The 15,701-nt window shown below is 70.2% G+C and carries 14 protein-coding genes and 1 tRNA gene; 6 read left to right on the forward strand and 9 right to left on the reverse strand.

Going from position 1 to position 15,701, the window contains the following annotated elements; all coding sequences use genetic code 11:
- Window positions 1–26 precede the first annotated feature (26 nt).
- Entirely contained in the window at window positions 27–2,507 is a 2,481-nt protein-coding gene (locus LX12_RS17315; RefSeq protein WP_372505074.1) for a transglycosylase domain-containing protein, read from the forward strand.
- 9 nt (window positions 2,508–2,516) lie between these two features.
- On the opposite strand, the gene LX12_RS17320 is transcribed toward LX12_RS17315, so the two are convergent.
- Window positions 2,517–2,990: a GatB/YqeY domain-containing protein gene (locus tag LX12_RS17320; RefSeq protein ID WP_253655823.1), complete on the reverse strand. Its 474-nt coding sequence runs from the start codon at window positions 2,988–2,990 to the stop codon at window positions 2,517–2,519.
- Between the two features lie 144 nt (window positions 2,991–3,134).
- Between LX12_RS17320 and LX12_RS17325 the strand changes: the two genes are divergently transcribed.
- Window positions 3,135–4,136 carry a metallophosphoesterase gene (locus tag LX12_RS17325; RefSeq protein ID WP_253655824.1) on the forward strand — a complete coding sequence of 334 codons (1,002 nt, stop codon included), beginning with the start codon at window positions 3,135–3,137 and terminating at the stop codon, window positions 4,134–4,136.
- Here the strand turns inward: LX12_RS17325 and LX12_RS17330 are convergent.
- The gene (locus LX12_RS17330) at window positions 4,057–5,139 is read right to left on the reverse strand and encodes an ABC transporter permease (RefSeq protein WP_253655825.1); all 1,083 of its coding nucleotides are present in this window, start codon (window positions 5,137–5,139) and stop codon (window positions 4,057–4,059) included. The genes LX12_RS17325 and LX12_RS17330 overlap by 80 nt on opposite strands.
- 90 nt (window positions 5,140–5,229) lie before the next feature.
- Here LX12_RS17330 and LX12_RS17335 point away from each other — a divergent pair, with 90 nt between their 5' ends.
- Window positions 5,230–5,841 carry a TetR/AcrR family transcriptional regulator gene (locus LX12_RS17335; RefSeq protein WP_253655826.1) on the forward strand — a complete coding sequence of 204 codons (612 nt, stop codon included), beginning with the start codon at window positions 5,230–5,232 and terminating at the stop codon, window positions 5,839–5,841.
- A 30-nt stretch (window positions 5,842–5,871) separates the two neighbouring features.
- A tRNA-Pro gene (locus tag LX12_RS17340) sits at window positions 5,872–5,945 on the forward strand.
- 122 nt (window positions 5,946–6,067) lie between these two features.
- On the opposite strand, the gene LX12_RS17345 is transcribed toward LX12_RS17340, so the two are convergent.
- From LX12_RS17345 to LX12_RS17365, 5 genes are all read right to left on the reverse strand, one after another.
- Window positions 6,068–6,532, reverse strand: a complete 465-nt coding sequence (locus LX12_RS17345; RefSeq protein ID WP_253655827.1) for a group II truncated hemoglobin — start codon at window positions 6,530–6,532, stop codon at window positions 6,068–6,070.
- Between the two features lie 61 nt (window positions 6,533–6,593).
- Window positions 6,594–7,022 (reverse strand): NAD(+)--rifampin ADP-ribosyltransferase, encoded by a 429-nt coding sequence (gene arr / locus LX12_RS17350; RefSeq protein WP_253655828.1) that lies wholly within the window; start codon window positions 7,020–7,022, stop codon window positions 6,594–6,596.
- Between the two features lie 117 nt (window positions 7,023–7,139).
- Entirely contained in the window at window positions 7,140–8,084 is a 945-nt protein-coding gene (locus LX12_RS17355) for an ABC transporter permease (RefSeq protein ID WP_253655829.1), read from the reverse strand.
- A complete protein-coding gene (locus LX12_RS17360; protein ID WP_253655830.1) occupies window positions 8,081–10,465 on the reverse strand; it encodes an alpha/beta fold hydrolase in 2,385 nt (794 codons plus the stop codon). The genes LX12_RS17355 and LX12_RS17360 overlap by 4 nt, the downstream gene beginning before the upstream one ends.
- Window positions 10,466–10,723: 258 nt before the next feature.
- Window positions 10,724–11,800, reverse strand: coding sequence for an SDR family oxidoreductase (locus tag LX12_RS17365; RefSeq protein WP_253655831.1), 1,077 nt, complete (start codon window positions 11,798–11,800; stop codon window positions 10,724–10,726).
- Window positions 11,801–11,854: 54 nt separating this feature from the next.
- On the opposite strand from LX12_RS17365, the gene LX12_RS17370 reads away from it, so the two are divergent.
- Window positions 11,855–12,481: a vitamin K epoxide reductase family protein gene (locus tag LX12_RS17370; protein WP_253655832.1), complete on the forward strand. Its 627-nt coding sequence runs from the start codon at window positions 11,855–11,857 to the stop codon at window positions 12,479–12,481.
- Between the two features lie 117 nt (window positions 12,482–12,598).
- Here LX12_RS17370 and LX12_RS17375 read toward each other — a convergent pair whose 3' ends face one another.
- Window positions 12,599–13,651 carry a TIGR03857 family LLM class F420-dependent oxidoreductase gene (locus tag LX12_RS17375; protein ID WP_253655833.1) on the reverse strand — a complete coding sequence of 351 codons (1,053 nt, stop codon included), beginning with the start codon at window positions 13,649–13,651 and terminating at the stop codon, window positions 12,599–12,601.
- On the reverse strand, window positions 13,648–14,730 hold the full coding sequence (locus LX12_RS17380; RefSeq protein WP_253655834.1) for a phosphotransferase family protein: 1,083 nt from the start codon (window positions 14,728–14,730) through the stop codon (window positions 13,648–13,650). The genes LX12_RS17375 and LX12_RS17380 overlap by 4 nt, the downstream gene beginning before the upstream one ends.
- 170 nt (window positions 14,731–14,900) lie before the next feature.
- Between LX12_RS17380 and LX12_RS17385 the strand changes: the two genes are divergently transcribed.
- Window positions 14,901–15,644: an ANTAR domain-containing protein gene (locus LX12_RS17385; protein ID WP_253655835.1), complete on the forward strand. Its 744-nt coding sequence runs from the start codon at window positions 14,901–14,903 to the stop codon at window positions 15,642–15,644.
- The last annotated feature ends 57 nt before the right edge of the window (window positions 15,645–15,701 follow it).

Raw genomic sequence — 15,701 nt, forward strand, 5'->3', positions numbered from 1 at the left:
CATCTGAGACCCGTATCCTGTGCCTCGTGTCCGATGCCACCCGCCGCCCCGAGCGGTCCCGTGCGCTCTGGGTGCTCCTCGGCTGCTGTGTGCTCGCCGGCGTGCTCGTCGCCGCGCTGATCTTCCCGCTCGCGGGTGGTCTGGGACTGCTCACCACCAAGGCCGCGACGACGGTCGAGAACTCGTCGTCGGAGCTGCTCGACGGGACCGTCCCCGAGGTCACCACCATGACCGACTCCACGGGACGCCCCATCGCCTACCTGTACGACCAGCGTCGCCAGCAGGTCGCCTACGACGACATCTCGCCGGACATGATCCGCGCGATCATCTCGATCGAGGACCGTCGCTTCCTCGAGCACGACGGCGTCGACTGGAAGGGCACCATCCGCGCCTTCCTCAAGAACTCGTCCTCCGGCGAGGTGCAGCAGGGCGCATCGACCCTGGACCAGCAGTACGTGAAGAACTACCAACTGCTGGTGCTCGCGCGCAGCGAGGCCGATCGCGAGGCGGCCACCGCGACCACCCCCGCCCGCAAGTTGCGCGAGGCCCGGATGGCGCTGACGCTCGAGCAGACGCTGACCGATCAGGCCATGCGCGACAAGAACATCGACCGCGCCGCGGCCAAGCAGGAGGCGAAGAAGGAGATCGTCACCCGCTACCTGAACATCGTGCCGTTCGGCAACGGCGCGTACGGGATCGAGGCGGCGGCGCAGACCTACTTCGGCAAGCCCGCCAAGGACCTGACGGTCACCGAGTCGGCGATGCTCGCCGGCATGGTGCAGTCGAGTTCGGCGCTGAACCCCTACACCAACCCCTCCGGTGTGACCGACCGTCGGAACCTGGTGCTGGACACCATGAAGCAGAACTTCCCGCAGCGGGCGGCGGAGTTCGAGGCCGACAAGGCGCAGCCCCTCGGTGTGCTGCCGCAGCCGCGATCGCTGCCGCAGGGCTGCATCTCGTCGGGCGACAGCGGGTTCTTCTGCGACTACGCGCTGCAGTTCCTCGCCGAGAACGGCATCAGCCGCGACGCTGTGCTCCGCGGCGGCTACACCATCCGCACCACGCTGGACCCGCAGGTGCAGCAGGCGACGAAGTCGGCCGTGCAGGCGGTCGCCGCGCCGGACCTGACCGGCATCGCCGACGTCATGAACGTCATCAAGCCGGGGAAGAACTCCCACGACCTGCTCGCGATGACGTCGAGCCGCGAGTACGGCCTCGACGCGAACCGCGACCAGACCGTCCAGCCGCAGCCCTACTCGATGGTCGGTGACGGTGCCGGGTCTGTGTTCAAGATCTTCACCGTCGCCGCGGCGATGGAGAAGGGCCTCGGGACGTCGGCCACGCTCGACGTGCCGACCACCTACCAGGCGAAGGGCATGGGCTCCTCGGGTGGCGCGAACGGCTGCCCCGCGAACACCTACTGCGTGAAGAACGACGGCCGCTACCCGCGGACCATGTCGATCACGAACGCCCTCGCGCAGTCGCCGAACACCGCGTTCGTGAAGCTGCTGCAGCAGGTCGGCGTGCCCTCCGCCGTCGACATGGCGGTCAAGCTGGGCATGCGTTCCTACGCGCAGCCCGGCACCTCCGGCCAGGGCGACCTGAGCCTGGCCGACTACGTCAAGCAGGGGAACTTCGGTTCGTTCACCCTCGGGCCCAACGCGGTCAACCCGCTGGAGCTGGCGAACGTGGCCGCGACGTTGTCGTCGGGCGGCGTGTGGTGCCCGCCGAACCCCATCGCGTCGATCACCCAGAAGAAGCGGGACCGCTACGGCAACACCGTGATCGGGTCGAACGGTGAGCCGGAGACCACACAGGTCGCCTTCAACCCGCCTGCGTGCGAGCAGGTCGTCCCCGAGGGCCTGGCGAACTCGCTCGCCAACGCGCTCTCCGCCGACGATCGCGGTGGCGGCACGTCGGCGGCGTCGGCACGCTCCGCGGGATGGAACCTGCCGGTCTCGGCGAAGACGGGGACCACCGAGGCGCACCGCTCGTCGGCCTTCCTCGGGTTCACCAACAACCTCGCCGGCGCCAGCTACATCTACGGCGACTCGACCAGCCCGGAGGACATCTGCTCCTCGCCGCTGCGCCAGTGCTACGGCGGTGACCTCTACGGCGGTCTCGAACCCGCCCGCACCTGGTACAACGCGATGCTGCCGGTGGCGAACAAGTTCGGTCCGACGCAACTCCCGCCGACCGATCCCCGGTACGTCGACGGCAGCAACCAGGGCCGCGTCCCGAACGTCGTCGGCCTGACCGCCGATGCGGCGACAGAACGCCTCCAGGACAACGGGTTCAAGGTCGACCAGGAGACGACGACGAGCGCCGAGTCGGAGGGCACCGTGGTCGGGACGGCGCCCACGGGGACGGCGATCCCCGGCAGCACCGTCACGATCTACGTGAGCAACGGGCAGGGCCAGGTGTCCCGGCCCGACCCGGGCCCGCGTCTGCCGCCGACGACCATCCAGATCCCGGGCATCGGGCCGATCGTCATCCCCGGCGGCTGACGGCCGGCCTCAGCCCAGCGCGGCGCGCACCGCGTCCGACAGGCGCTTACCGTCGGCGCGCCCGGCGGCCGTGGCCTTCGCGATGCCCATGACCTGACCCATCTGACGCATGCCGGGCTTCTCGCCGAGGTCGGCGGCGACCTGGTCGACGGCCTCGGCCACGAGCGCCTGGAGGCCGGCGTCGTCGAGCGGCTCGGGCAGGTAGCGCTCGATGATCGCCGCCTCGGCGCGCTCGGCCTCGGCCAGTTCGCCGCGCCCGTTCTCGTCGTAGATCGCCGCCGACTCCCCACGCTTCTTGGTCTCGCGCATCAGCACTGCGAGCACCTGCTCGTCGGACAGCTCAGTGGCCGTCGACCCCGACACCTCCTCGGCCCCGATCGCCGCGACCAGCATCCGCAGGGTCGCCGTCGTCGCGGTGTCCCGGGCCTTCATCGCCGCCGTGAGATCGGCGCGGATTCGTTGCTTCAGGGGTGCATCGGCCATGGCGCCAACGGTAGTTGCCGTGTCGAGCGGTTTCGTCCCGCCCGCGTCGTGAACCAGAGTCTCCGTCGTCGGATGGCCGGTCTCACCACCGGTTGATGGCAGTGATCGCGTCGCGGGACGGGGAACGGTCGCTATCCTGGCCTGATGGACGCGTTCGATCCGGTGCGGCGAGTTGTCGGGGCCTCGCCTGAACGACTCACCCGCATTCAGCAGACCGCAGCGATCACCGCCGGCGCCGCGGCGGCGGGACTCGCCTACGCCACGCTCATCGAGCGCAATGCGTTCGTGCTCCGGCACCAGACGATGAACGTCCTCGAGCCGGGGTCGAGCACGCTGCGGGTCCTCCACATCAGCGACATCCACATGCTCCCCGGACAGCGGCTGAAGCAGGCGTGGATCTCGGAGTTGGAGGCGCTCGAACCCGATCTCGTCGTCAACACCGGCGACAACCTCGCGCACCCGCAGGCGGTGCCCGCCGTCATCCAGTCGCTCGGCGGGCTGCTGTCGCGGCCGGGTCTGTTCGTGTTCGGCTCCAACGACTACTTCGGGCCGACGCCGAAGAACCCGATGAAGTACTTCAAGACCGACCACAAGCGCAGCCACGGCGCGCCGCTCCCCTGGCAGGACCTGCGGGCGGCGTTCACCGAGCGAGGCTGGCTCGACGCGACGCACACCGTCCGTGAGCTGGAGGTCGCCGGTGTCCGTGTCGCGGCCGCGGGTGTCGACGACCCGCACATCGGTCGCGACCGCTACGAGACCGTCGCCGGCCGGCCCAACCCGCTCGCGCACCTACGTCTCGGGCTGACGCACTCGCCCGAGCCGCGTGTGCTGGACCAGTTCGCCGACGACGGCTACGACCTGGTCATGGCCGGCCACACCCACGGCGGTCAGCTGTGCCTGCCGTTCGTCGGGGCGCTGGTGACGAACTGCCACATCGACCGGTCCCGCGTGAAGGGCCCGTCGAGCTGGGGTGCGTCGATGAAGCTGCACGTCAGCGCGGGCCTCGGCACCTCTCCCTACGCGCCGGCGCGTTTCTGCTGCCGCCCCGAGGCGACGCTCCTGACGCTCACGCCGGTATCGCATGGCGATGCGGAGTACGACGAGGAGCAGTCGGTTCCGCCTCTGGCGGAGACACGACGGGGCTGAGTCCCTCGTCGTAGCCGACGGCGTCGTCGAGCTCCCGCTCGAACGCGTCGTCGGTGGTATTCCCTCGCGTCACCGCGCGGAGGAACAGTCCGACGCCTCCCACCAACCAGACAGCGAGAACGGCGAACGCCGTACCGCTGCCGTGTCCGCCGAAGAACGCCACCGATCGCATCGCGCTGCCCATCGCGCCCGGAGGCAGGAGCTGACCGACCGTCCCCCACGGTTCGGGGAGCAGTCGCGGTGAGCTGGTGAGTCCGGACAGCGGGTTGCCGAGGACGACGAGAGCGACACCGGCGACGGCTGTGCCCGCGAGACCGCCGGCCATGCGTAGTCCGATCACCGCGAACGTCGTGGCACACAGCGAGAACATCGCGGTCCACGCGACGGGCCAGAACGCGTCGTCGAAGGTGCCGACGACGAACCGCAGAACGGCGGTGAGGGCGAGGCCACCGACGACGGAGAACCCCAGCGCCGCAGCCGCGATCGCGTGCGACCTGCGCGCGACCATCATGATCACCAGCGCGCCGATCCACCCTCCGAGAGCCAACGGCAGCGCTCCGGCTGAGAGCCCGATCCCGCGCGGGTCGCGGTGGCCGAAGGGCTGGACGTCGACGGCGGTCGCCGGCAATCCGCGGGCGTGGGCGATCGACGCGCCGATCCCCTCGACGACGGTGGCCAGCGATGGGCTCCCCGCGGTGGTTACGAGGGTGACGACGCGGTCGGGTCCCACGACGACGGCGCCATCGACCCGGCGCTCGGCGATGTCGGTGCGAGCGTCCTGCTCGGTGGCGGGCAACTCGGGTTGCAGCGCGCCCGGGTCCCCGGCGTCGAGCCCACCGGCGATCTGTTCGGCGACGCCGCGGTCGGCGACGATCCCGACCCGCACCCCGTGCGGTCCCGAATGGACCGACGGCAGTGTGAACGCGAGCAGCAGCACCGACAGCAGTGCCGTCACCCCGACCACCGCGGCGGCGGGTCGCGCCGCGCTCTTCATCCCGGCCATGCGAGCCCCCTTGAGATACGTACCGTTTCTTGTTGGACTGACGCTAGCCGGTCGCGATAAGATACGCAACGTTTCCTACAGGGAGGTCGGATGGCGGGCACACGTCGACGAGGCGAGGAGCTCGACGCCGCGATCCTCGCCGCCGTCGCCGACGAACTCCGCGAGTCGGGGTACGGCGGCCTCACCTTCGAGGGCGTCGCCCGTCGCGCGGAGACGAGCAAGTCGGTGCTCTATCGGCGGTGGCCCACACGGGTCGACCTGGTGGTGGCCGCGCTGATCGACATCAGCGAGGCCGCCCTGCGACCGGTCGACACCGGATCGATGTCCGAGGACGTACGAGTCACGCTCCTGTCGGTGCTCGACCGCTTCGACTCGATGGGGCGGGGTGTCGCGCTCGGCGTGTTGGCCGAGGCCGCCGAGACGCCCGGCGCGACCCCGCTGCAACTGCTGCGGGACAAGGGTGCCGCTGTCATCGACTTGATCCTCGAGGCGGCCCGAGCGCGCGGCGAGATCGGCCCCGAGCCCATCCCCGACCGCATCCGCTCGCTGGCCTTCGACCTGGCGCGCTACGAGTTCATCGTCAACGGCGATCTCAGCGAGGCCGCCGTCGACGACATCGTCGACACCGTGTTCTGCCCTCTCGTGCACGCGGCCGCCGACGGCGTGACAGGCGATTTAGTCCGACGACGGTTCGGGCGGTAGTCTGTGCGAGGCCGTCCGCGAGGACGACCGCGGGGTGTGGCGCAGCTTGGTAGCGTGCCTCGTTCGGGACGAGGAGGTCGTGGGTTCGAATCCCGCCACCCCGACAGGACAGCAGTCCACAGATGTGTTGGTTGAGACACAGCAGAAGAGGCCCTGACCAGGGAAACCCGGTCAGGGCTTCCTCGTTTCCCCGGCAGTGGCATCGGCACCCATCCGCCGAAGTCCGTCACCCTCCGGGCTCGTATGGGGGAGCGACGCCCCACCCCCACCTGGGCACGGGCGCCTGCTCGATCGGCTGCGCGCCCGGCTGCGAGTTCGCCATCGCCAACCGGGTGCCCCACTCGACATAGGCGAGCAGTGCCGACCGGAACTCGGGATCGTCCGGGAGGCCAGCGTCGTCGGCGGCGATGCTCATGGGTTCGACGAATCGGCGACGCTGCTCGGCGGTGATCCCCAAGTCGATGTGGTGCGCGAGCATCGTGGGGTACCCGCCGTGCTCGCTCGTGTACCGGGGTGCGCCGCCGAACACCTCCACCCACCACCCGGTGACATTCGCCCGATGTACCTCCGACACCCCGCCCGGGAACATCGGGGCCAGGAGGTCGTCGCGTTCGACGCGGTCGTAGAACGCATCGAGAAGTCGGCGCAGCGCGTGCTCACCGCCCGCCCACTCGAGCAAGGTCTGAGTCATCCTCCGATGAGAACACCGGTGGGGAGCCGTCGTCGTCGAATCGGTTCGGTGGCGCCGCGGATCAGTCGATGATCACGTCGAGTCCACGTTCACGGAGCCCCGCGAGTCCGGCTTTCATCGCCTCGATCTGTTCCGGCGTGTGGCCCGTCCAGTCGGTCAGTTCGCCGACGACGCGGACGGGGTCGAGGGTGCGGAACGAGCGCGTCGGGTTGCCGGGGAACTTCTTGTCGGTGACGTTGGGATCGTCCTCGACCTCCCCCACCGGCTCCACGACATAGATCCGTGGCGGTCCGTCGCCGACAGCCATCTCGGCGCCCCACGCTGCTGCGTCGAGGGTGTGCGTCATGTAGACGTGCCGCAGCGGCGCCTCCCGATAGTTCGACCGATGGCCCGGGATCAGGAGATCGCCGACCGCGAGGTCGGCCCGGGTGCCGTGCAGGTACGCCCCGGACTCGTGGATCTCGAAGGGTGTCGGAGGTGTGGTGGTCATGTGCTCTCCCCATCGCTCGGCTGACGTGCGCCGGAGCAGTCTGGACCACCGACGGGGTCTTGCCGCAAGCCTCGGGTGCACCCATAATCTGAGGTGGGACGGGGGACCGCGGCCGACTCAGCTGACGATGTCCTTGCGGTCGAACCACCACCACGAGGCACCGAACAGGATCGCCGCGTAGATGAGTGAGATCCCCACACCGCGGGCCATGTCCTCCCACACCACCGTCGGGCCGAGGGCGTCGAGCCACGCGAACTGGTAGTGGGTGGGCAGGAACTGGCGGTACGGGTCGAGCGCGGAGATCGAGTCGAGGATGTTCGACAGGATCACCAGCATCGTCGCGCCACCGACCGCACCGAGCGGCGCATCCGTGACGACGCTGAGCAGGAACGCGAACCCGGCGACGACGAGCGACTGGATCAGGGTGTAGCCCACCACGATCGCCAACCGCTGCAGCGTCTCGGTGCTCGTGAACTCGCCTCCGAGCGGCGATCGCGCCGGACCCCATCCGAAGAACAGTCCGCCGACCACGTAGGCCCAGACCGGCAGCAGGATGAGCACCACCGCACTGGACGCCAGACCCACGATCAGCTTCTGCCGCAACAGATGTGAGCGCCGAACGGGGATGACGAGCAGGTACCGCAGGGACGACCAGCCCGCCTCACTGGCGACGGTGTCCCCGCAGAACAGCGCGACGAGCACGGTCAGCAGGAACGAGCCGGCGGCGAACTCGGTGAACAGTGCGAAGTTCGCGCCACCGGCGGTCGCGAGCGAGTACAGCGCCGACGTCTGGCGGCCACCGCCGCCGGAGTCGGACCCGCCCGGTGACCCCGGGTCGTCGGAGCTCAACGAGAATGCGATCGCGATGATCGGCGGGAGGAGCACCAGAAGTGCTGCGGCGACCTGTGTCCGACGACGCCGCAGCTGACGTACCGTCTCCACGCGCAACCGCAGCGTCCGCCGCGGGCGGACCTCGACGGGCTGCACCGGCCCGAGGGCGTCGAGGCGGTCGTGGACACCCTTGCGGGTCGCGGCCGTCGTCGTGGTCTCGTCGGCGGTCATCGTGACTCCCCTCCGATGAGATCGAGGAACGCCTCTTCCAGGTGGCGACGGGACTCGACGACGGTCGACTCCACGCCGGCGTCGGCCAGGATGCGTTGTGCCGCATCCACGTCGGCGACGGCCAGAGTCGATGTCGCCGCGCCGGCGAGCTCCGCGACGGAACCCGCCGTCACGAGCCGACCCTTGTGCATCACGACGACGTGGCTGCAGGTCTGCTCGACCTCGGAGAGCAGGTGACTGGACACGATGACCGTGCGCCCGGTGGCTGCGTAGCGCCGCATGACCTCCCGCATCTCGGCGATCTGCGGCGGGTCGAGACCGTTGGTGGGCTCGTCGAGGATGAGCAGCTCCGGGAGTCCGAGCATCGCCTGCGCGATGGCCAACCGCTGCCGCATGCCCTGGCTGTACTTGCGGACCTTCCGGTCCACCGACGCCCCGAGACCGGCGATCTCGAGCGCGGTCTCGACGTCGGCCTCCTCGCGGGGGCGGCCGGTCGCGGCCCAGAAGAGATCGAGGTTCTCGCGGCCGGAGAGGTGTGGCAGCAGGCCGGGGCCCTCGATGAACGCGCCGACGCGAGCCAGGTTGTCCGACCCCGGTCCGACGGTCTCGCCGAACAGCCGGATGAACCCGAACGTCGGGCGGATGAGACCCACCATCATCCGCAGGACGGTGGTCTTCCCGGCGCCGTTCGGGCCCAGGAGTCCGACGACCTGCCCGCGTTCGACGCTGAAAGACACGCCGTCGACGGCCCGGTACGAGTCGCCGTACTCCTTGACGAGGTCCTCGACGACGATCGGCGGGACGTCGTCGGACGTGCTCTCGGCAGCCGACGTACGGCGTCGCCTGCCCGCGAGGAGGATCCCCGCGACGAGCAGGAGGAGGGCGACGATGCCCGCGACCGGCCAGCCCCACGGGAATGCCGCCGCGGTCGCGCGGCCCTGCAGCGTGGTGAGCGCGAGGGTCGGCGAGTCGAGACCGACGGTGTAGCTGCGCGCGTCCGTCGGCAGGCGATAGCCGAGGTCGGTGGTCGAGACCTGCACCGCGACACGGTGTCCGGCAGCGACCGTGCGCACGACGGTGGGCAGCGGGACCGTGACCGTCGTCGCCTGTCCCGGCGTCAGTCCCGTCAGACGGACGGGCGTGACCAGGCCTGACGGCTGGGTGCGCGTCCCGTCCGGCGCGACGTCGACGAGGGAGACGAAGAGGAGCGCATCGGTGGTGGACCGGGGCGTGACCCGCAGCCGCACCGACGACGACCCGCCGACGAGCGTGTCGGAAGCCATCGGCGCGGAGGCGAATCCGCCAGCCTGTCCCGGGATGGCCGACAGAGCAGACCCGCCGGTGAGCGAACTCGCCGTCGACAACAGGCTGCCGATGCCGGGGACGGCGGTGATGGCCGACGGCGTCCCGCCTGCCGGCGCATCGAGCACCTGCGGCGGACCGAGCATCGGGACCTGACGGGTCTGCTGCACCGAGGCCAGCGACTCCCCCGACAGCTGCCGCGGAACCGACCGGCCGGTCTCGGTCGAGATCGACCCGTCGGGGACGGTCGCGCTGAAACCCGCACTCGGCGTGCGCCGCTCCCGCAAGACCTGGGTGAACCAGCTCTGCGCGTCGGCGGTCGGGTCGCCCCCGGGCTGGTCGTGGCCGCCGGAGCGCCAGACCATCCGCACCGGCGCGCGGATGCCGGCGGCGTTGCGGACGGCCTGGTCGAGCGGGAACAACGAGTCCTGCTGTCCCTGGCTGAGCAACGTCGGGACCGTGATGCGGTTCAGGATCGTCGACGGACTCGACGCCTCCATCAGCGCGCGCAGCGCGACGGTGGGTTCACCGGCGGCGGCCGACGCCTGATAGGCGGCGCACACGTCGGGAGCGAACTTCCCGCAGCCGTCGGACGTGGCCTGGCGTGCCGCCTGCGAGAACAGCTGACCGGCCCATGCCTGCTTGAAGACACCGGCGGTGTCACCGCCCGCCGTCGGGAACAGGGCCTGGGACAGGCTGTTCCACGTGATGTCGGCCGCGACCGCGTCGACACGACGGTCGTAGCCGGCCGCGAGCAGTGCCAGGGCGCCGCCGTACGACGCGCCGGCGACGCCGACCTGCGGATCACCCGGACCGTCCTTCTCGACCTCGGGCATTGAGGCGAGGCGGTCGATCACACGCCGCGCGTCGGCGACCTCGTAGTCGGGGCTGTCGAGGTGGATGAGTCCGCCCGACGCCCCGAACCCGCGTGCCGAGTACGTGACGACCACGAACCCCTGCTGCGCCAGCGACCGGGCCTGGGATGCGACATCGTCTTTCGTCCCACCGAATCCGTGGGCGAGCACCACCGCCGGCGCCGGTGTGGTGGCGGGCAGGAACACCGAGGCGTCCAGCGACACGGGCGTCGAGCCCTCTGCGACGCCTGCAATCGTCTCCGCACGCTCTGTGATCCGGGGGCTGTCGGACCCGCGGGTCGCAACCACGGATGCGATCGCCGCGACCAGCACGACGACGACCGCAAGGGCGATCAGCAGACGCCGACGACCGCGGAGCCGGGAGGAAATGCTGGCGATGGTCGATGCCTCTCGTCGGTGGGCGAGTCACCGCTCGACCGCTGACCATCGATGGTAGGCGCGCGCCCGGGGACCGCCGGGTGATCACGGGATGATGCGAGCCTCCCGGTAGCGGGCGATCGCGTCGGCGAAACTCTGCGGGGTCGAGCGGAAGCCGAGGAAGCCCGCCTGGCGGCTCTTGGTCATGTCGGTGAGGCATTCGATGTCGCGGCCGAGGTCGCTGTCGGTGTGCCACCACGACGCGAGCCGGGTCACGTCGGGCTCCACCAGGTCGTACTTCTCGGCGATCGCCCGCCACTCGTCGGGGGCGTCGCCCATACGGTCGTCCAGCGGCTTCGGCTCGCCGTCGAACCCGACGGGCTCGACACCGAAGTGCTCGGCGATCTGCGGCCACAGCCAGCGCCACCGGAAGACGTCGCCGTCGGCGATGTTGAACGGCTCGTTCTCGCCCTCGGCGTGCGTCGCGGCCCAGATCATCTGCTCGGCGAGCAGACCGACGTCGGTCACGTCGGTGAGGCCGTTCCACTGGGTCTCCGAGCCGGGGAAGACGAACGGGCGGTCGTGCTCGCGGCAGAGGGTCGCGTACACCGACAGCGTCAGCGCCATGTTCATGGCGTTGCCGACGGCGAACCCGACGATGGTGTGCGCGCGGTGGACGCTCCACGTGAAGCCCATCCGCTCGGCGGCGGCGAAGACCTCGTCCTCCTGCGCGTAGTAGAAGTTGTCGTTGTCCAGGCGCGGCTCCGACTCGTGGAACGGGGTCTCGGCGGTCACCGCCGTGCCGTAGTCCTCGAACGGCCCCAGGTAGTGCTTGAGGCCGGTCATCAGCGCGACGTGACGCACCGACCCCGCCGGCTCGAGCGCGGTGAAGACGTTGCGGAGCAGTCGGCTGTTGACCTCGATGTTCTCCTTCTCGGTGTCCTGCTTCATCCACGCGACGAGGAACACGACCTCGGGCGCCACGTCGCGCAGCGCGTCGGCCAACTGGTCGGGATCGAGGAGATCGGCCGCGATCGGCGTGACCCCGTCGACGGGAAGCGTGTCGTGGCGGGAGAGGCCATAGGTGGTCCATCCGTCGCCGACGAGCTGCGAGCAGAGAGCCTGTCCGGAGATTCCTGTGGCGCCGACGACAAGGGCCACCCGGGGTTCACGATCGGTCATGTGACGGTGCAGCACGCACGACCGTCGGCTTGTTCCGCCACCTACCCTGTTCTCGTGACGACACAGCTCGACGACCGCGCCGACGACCGGATCGACCCCGACGAGGTCGGCCCGCCCGCGCCGGGGGCCGTCGCGTCGTGGATCGTGCTGATCACCGGGGTCATCGGTCTCGTCGCCGCGGCGACACTCACCATCGAGCGCTTCAAGCTCTTCGCCGATCCCGGGTACCGGCCGAGCTGCAGCATCAACCCGATCATCTCGTGCGGATCGGTGATGACCACGGATCAGGCCGCGTTCTTCGGCTTCCCCAACCCCATCATCGGCATCGCGGCGTTCTCCGTGGCGATCGTCGCGGGGTTGCTCGCCGTCGCGCGCGTGGCCCTGCCGGCGTGGTTCTGGGTCGGACTCACGGCGGGCACCGGCGTCGGCCTGGTGTTCATCGGCTACCTGATCACGCAGAGCCTGTACCGGATCGGCGCCCTCTGCCCCTACTGCATGGTCGTGTGGGTCGTCACGCCGCTGCTGTTCGTGACCGCCGCCCAGCTCGCGGCGACGGCGCTCGGGCGTCGGTCACTGATCGAGGCGGCCGGATGGCTCCGACCGCTGCTGATCATCGTCTACGCGGTGGTGGTGGCGATGATCGCGGTGCGGTTCTGGTCGTACTGGTCGACCCTCATCTGACGACGCTGTCCCCAGCGCCGACCGATGACAGACCAGACGCTGCACATCGCGGCGAGCTGCTCACGGTTCAGAACGGCGTAGCCCATCGGACGACCTCCCACTCGACTGTGACGCAGGTTACACAAGCGAGTGCTTGGTCGGTGGGCTTTTCCACGTCTCGACGATCGGCGCGAGTTCGGTCGGGGTCGAGCCGTGGAGGATGACGGCGTCGCATCCGAGGTCGAGTTGCCCGCGGATGGCGTCGACACACTGCTCCGACGTGCCCACGGCTGCGTTCTGCAGCCACTCCTCGGGCAACAGCCCCGCGGCGTGCTCGAGCTGGTCGGCGGTGGCGGCGATGTCCAGACCGGGGATCGAGGACACGACGGGGTCGGCGAGGAATCGCTGCAGGACGGCCTGATCCCACCCGTTGGTCCGCACCAGCAGGTCGCCGTACCCCTGGAGGTAGGTGCCGAGCCGACCCACCGTCTTCCGCAGTCGCGTCGCCTCGGGGACGTGGTCGCCGACGGTCGCGAGGCACGACCACACCCGCACCGCGGCCGGGTCACGGCCCGCCTTCTCCGCGGCATCCTTGACCGTGCGGACGGCTCGCTGCGTGGTCTCCGGCGTGAAGTAGGTGTGCAGGACGACCTCGTCGAAACACCGGCCGCCGAGTGTCAGCGTCTTCGGTCCGAAGGCGACGAGCGCCAGGGGTAGGTACTCGTCGAGGGAGGAGTCCAGATGGAGGACAGGGACGCTGGCCGCCGGGCCGTCGTGGCCGACGATCGCCTCGCCGCGGAACAGTCGCCGCAGCAGGCCGGCCGCGTCCTCGAGCCCACCGGTGGTGATCGGCGACAACCCGTACAGGTCCTGCAGTACGGGGATCCCGCGTCCGAGACCCAGGACGAACCGACCGCCCGAGAGGTCCCGCAGCGTGCGCGTGGCGCCCGCGGTGACCATGAGGTGTCGTGTGTTGTGGTTGGTCGCCGCCGTCGCGATCGTGATGCGGTCGGTGACGGCGACCGCCGCGCCGGCGAGCGCGATCGCCTCCTTGCGGTTGTAGCGCTCGGAGACGAACGCGGTGCCGAGGCCGAGGCTCTCGGCCGCGCGCGCCTCGTCGAGGATGTCGCGGCTCGAATCGGGCTGTCCCGCCAGCAGATAGCAGCCCAGCTCGGGATGGACGGTGGTCACGTCAGCGCCGCGACGAGGTCGAGGGTGCCGTGATCGCGGATCGCCGCGCAGCCGCGGGTGAGCATCGCGGCGGCCATCTCGTCCCCGCGGTCGGTGGACACGGAGAACGCGAAGCCGAGCGTCGTGATCAACGGGACCTGCAGCATCGCGAGCCGGTGGTCGCGACGGCACTCCTCGAGGTCGTGACCGACGACGCCGTGCGCGAGCAGCGCGTCGTGGTACTCGCGCACCACGTCGTCCTCGATGTCGGCGCGGGCCTCGGGTTCCACCGACGTCGCGACGAAGAAGGCGAGGTCGCGGGCGGGCAGACCCACCGCGAGCGTCTGCCAGTCGACGACGGTCACCGACGACCGGTCCGGGGCGAACATGAGGTTGTCCAGCCGGTAGTCGCCGTGTAGGACGCTGAATCGCGTCGGCTCCGCCAGCAGCCACGGGGCGATCGCCGGTGTCACCGCACGAAGTGTTGCCCTGTCGGCGTCGTCGAGACGGTCGCCGATGCGGTCGATCGTGGTGTCCACCGCGATGCCGACGATGTCGGCCAGACCCTGCGCCCCGGCCCGGTCGGGGCGGCCGAGGACGATGCCGGGCAACGCATCCCACGCCGGATCACACCATCGCGGGCCGTGCAGACCGGCCAGTGCCCATGCGGCGAGCACCGCCTCGTCGCGGGTGCAGCCCGCGAGCTGATCACCCTGCTCGGCGGGCGCGAGATCGTCCATCAGCAGGACGAACTCGGCACCGTCGCCGTCGATCGCGATGTGGTGGCAGGTCGGCACCGGCACCGCCACGGTGTCGGCGACACGGGTGTAGAAGGTGTGCTCGGAGCGGTAGCCGAGCGCCACCCGCTCACGGACGGCCGCGTCGACCGACGGCAGTTTCACGGCGAACGACGACGGGAGCCCGCCGTCGGCACCGTCGCGCCAGGTCACGTCGAGGCGGTACGTCGAGCCGGTCTGACCGGTACCGACGACGGCGTGGGTCACCCTCTCCACGGTCACGGGTGCGTCAGGTCGTGAGAGAACCGTCGTCAGCCATTCCGCGGTGACCTGGGCGATCTCGCCGGGTATCGGAGTACGCACCTCCCGATGATGGACAACTGTCCAGACGGCCGTCCGCCCAATGTCGGATCCCGTGACCCATCCGTGACCTCGACCACGACCGTGTACCGGTTGTCCGGCTCCGCTTGTCCGTCGCCCGCGGGACGCGCACAGTCACCGTCGAGGGTGTGTCGCCGCGGGAAGGAACAGCCATGGACCCGATGACCGCGGAGCCGGACACGCGAGCTCCCGACACGCGACCCCTCGACGTGCATGTCGCCATCGCCGACATGGCCCGGCGCCTGGCCGCCGGCGGTCCGCGTGAGCTGTCCACCGTCCTCGACGACCTGGTCGCGGGCGCGGTGCACAACATCGACGGCGCCGAGGAGGCGAGCATCTCCATCGCCGGCCGCAAGCGGACGCTCGTCACCGAGGCCGCGACCGGCGAGCTCGCGCAGCTCCACTCCGAGATCCAGAACAGCAACGGGCAGGGCCCCTGCCTGTCGGCGATCTGGGACCAGCCGGTGGTGCGCATCGACGACCTGCGGGACGAGACGCGGTGGCCGCAGTACACCCCCGACGCACGTGCGGCGATCCCGTTCCGGTCGATCCTGTCGCTGCGGTTGTTCACCGCTACGGACTCGTTCGGCTCTCTCACACTGTTCGCGACACCACCCGAGGCGTTCTCCCCCGACGTCGAGGAGATCGCGTCGATCTTCGCCGCGCACGCCACCGCGGCGTGGGCGTCGGCCGTCCGTGGGGCGCAGTACGCGGACGCCCTGGCCAGCCGCGACATCATCGCCCAGGCGAAGGGCATGGTGATGGAGCGCTTCCACATCGACGCCCTGGCCGCGTTCGCTCTGCTCAGTCGGCTCTCGCAGGACACCAACACGCGTGTCATCGACGTCGCCCGTCAGCTGATCGACGCCGAGACCGCGGATCCCGCTCCGGCCTGAACCGCCAGGCTTTCGGTCGCTCTGATCCGAACCCCACTTCGGTGGGACTCGCCGCGG

The organism is Williamsia serinedens, from assembly GCF_024171725.1.
GTDB classification, from domain to species: domain Bacteria; phylum Actinomycetota; class Actinomycetes; order Mycobacteriales; family Mycobacteriaceae; genus Williamsia_A; species Williamsia_A serinedens.

Bases quoted from the DNA above. Each gene is read 5' to 3' on its own strand.
- LX12_RS17365 (WP_253655831.1), bottom strand. From the start codon at position 11,800: ATGACCGATCGTGAACCCCGGGTGGCCCTTGTCGTCGGCGCCACAGGA.
- LX12_RS17325 (WP_253655824.1), top strand. From the start codon at position 3,135: ATGGACGCGTTCGATCCGGTGCGGCGAGTTGTCGGGGCCTCGCCTGAA.
- LX12_RS17335 (WP_253655826.1), top strand. From the start codon at position 5,230: ATGGCGGGCACACGTCGACGAGGCGAGGAGCTCGACGCCGCGATCCTC.
- LX12_RS17385 (WP_253655835.1), top strand. From the start codon at position 14,901: ATGGACCCGATGACCGCGGAGCCGGACACGCGAGCTCCCGACACGCGA.
- LX12_RS17320 (WP_253655823.1), bottom strand. From the start codon at position 2,990: ATGGCCGATGCACCCCTGAAGCAACGAATCCGCGCCGATCTCACGGCG.
- LX12_RS17345 (WP_253655827.1), bottom strand. From the start codon at position 6,532: ATGACTCAGACCTTGCTCGAGTGGGCGGGCGGTGAGCACGCGCTGCGC.
- LX12_RS17355 (WP_253655829.1), bottom strand. From the start codon at position 8,084: ATGACCGCCGACGAGACCACGACGACGGCCGCGACCCGCAAGGGTGTC.
- arr (WP_253655828.1), bottom strand. From the start codon at position 7,022: ATGACCACCACACCTCCGACACCCTTCGAGATCCACGAGTCCGGGGCG.
- LX12_RS17330 (WP_253655825.1), bottom strand. From the start codon at position 5,139: ATGGCCGGGATGAAGAGCGCGGCGCGACCCGCCGCCGCGGTGGTCGGG.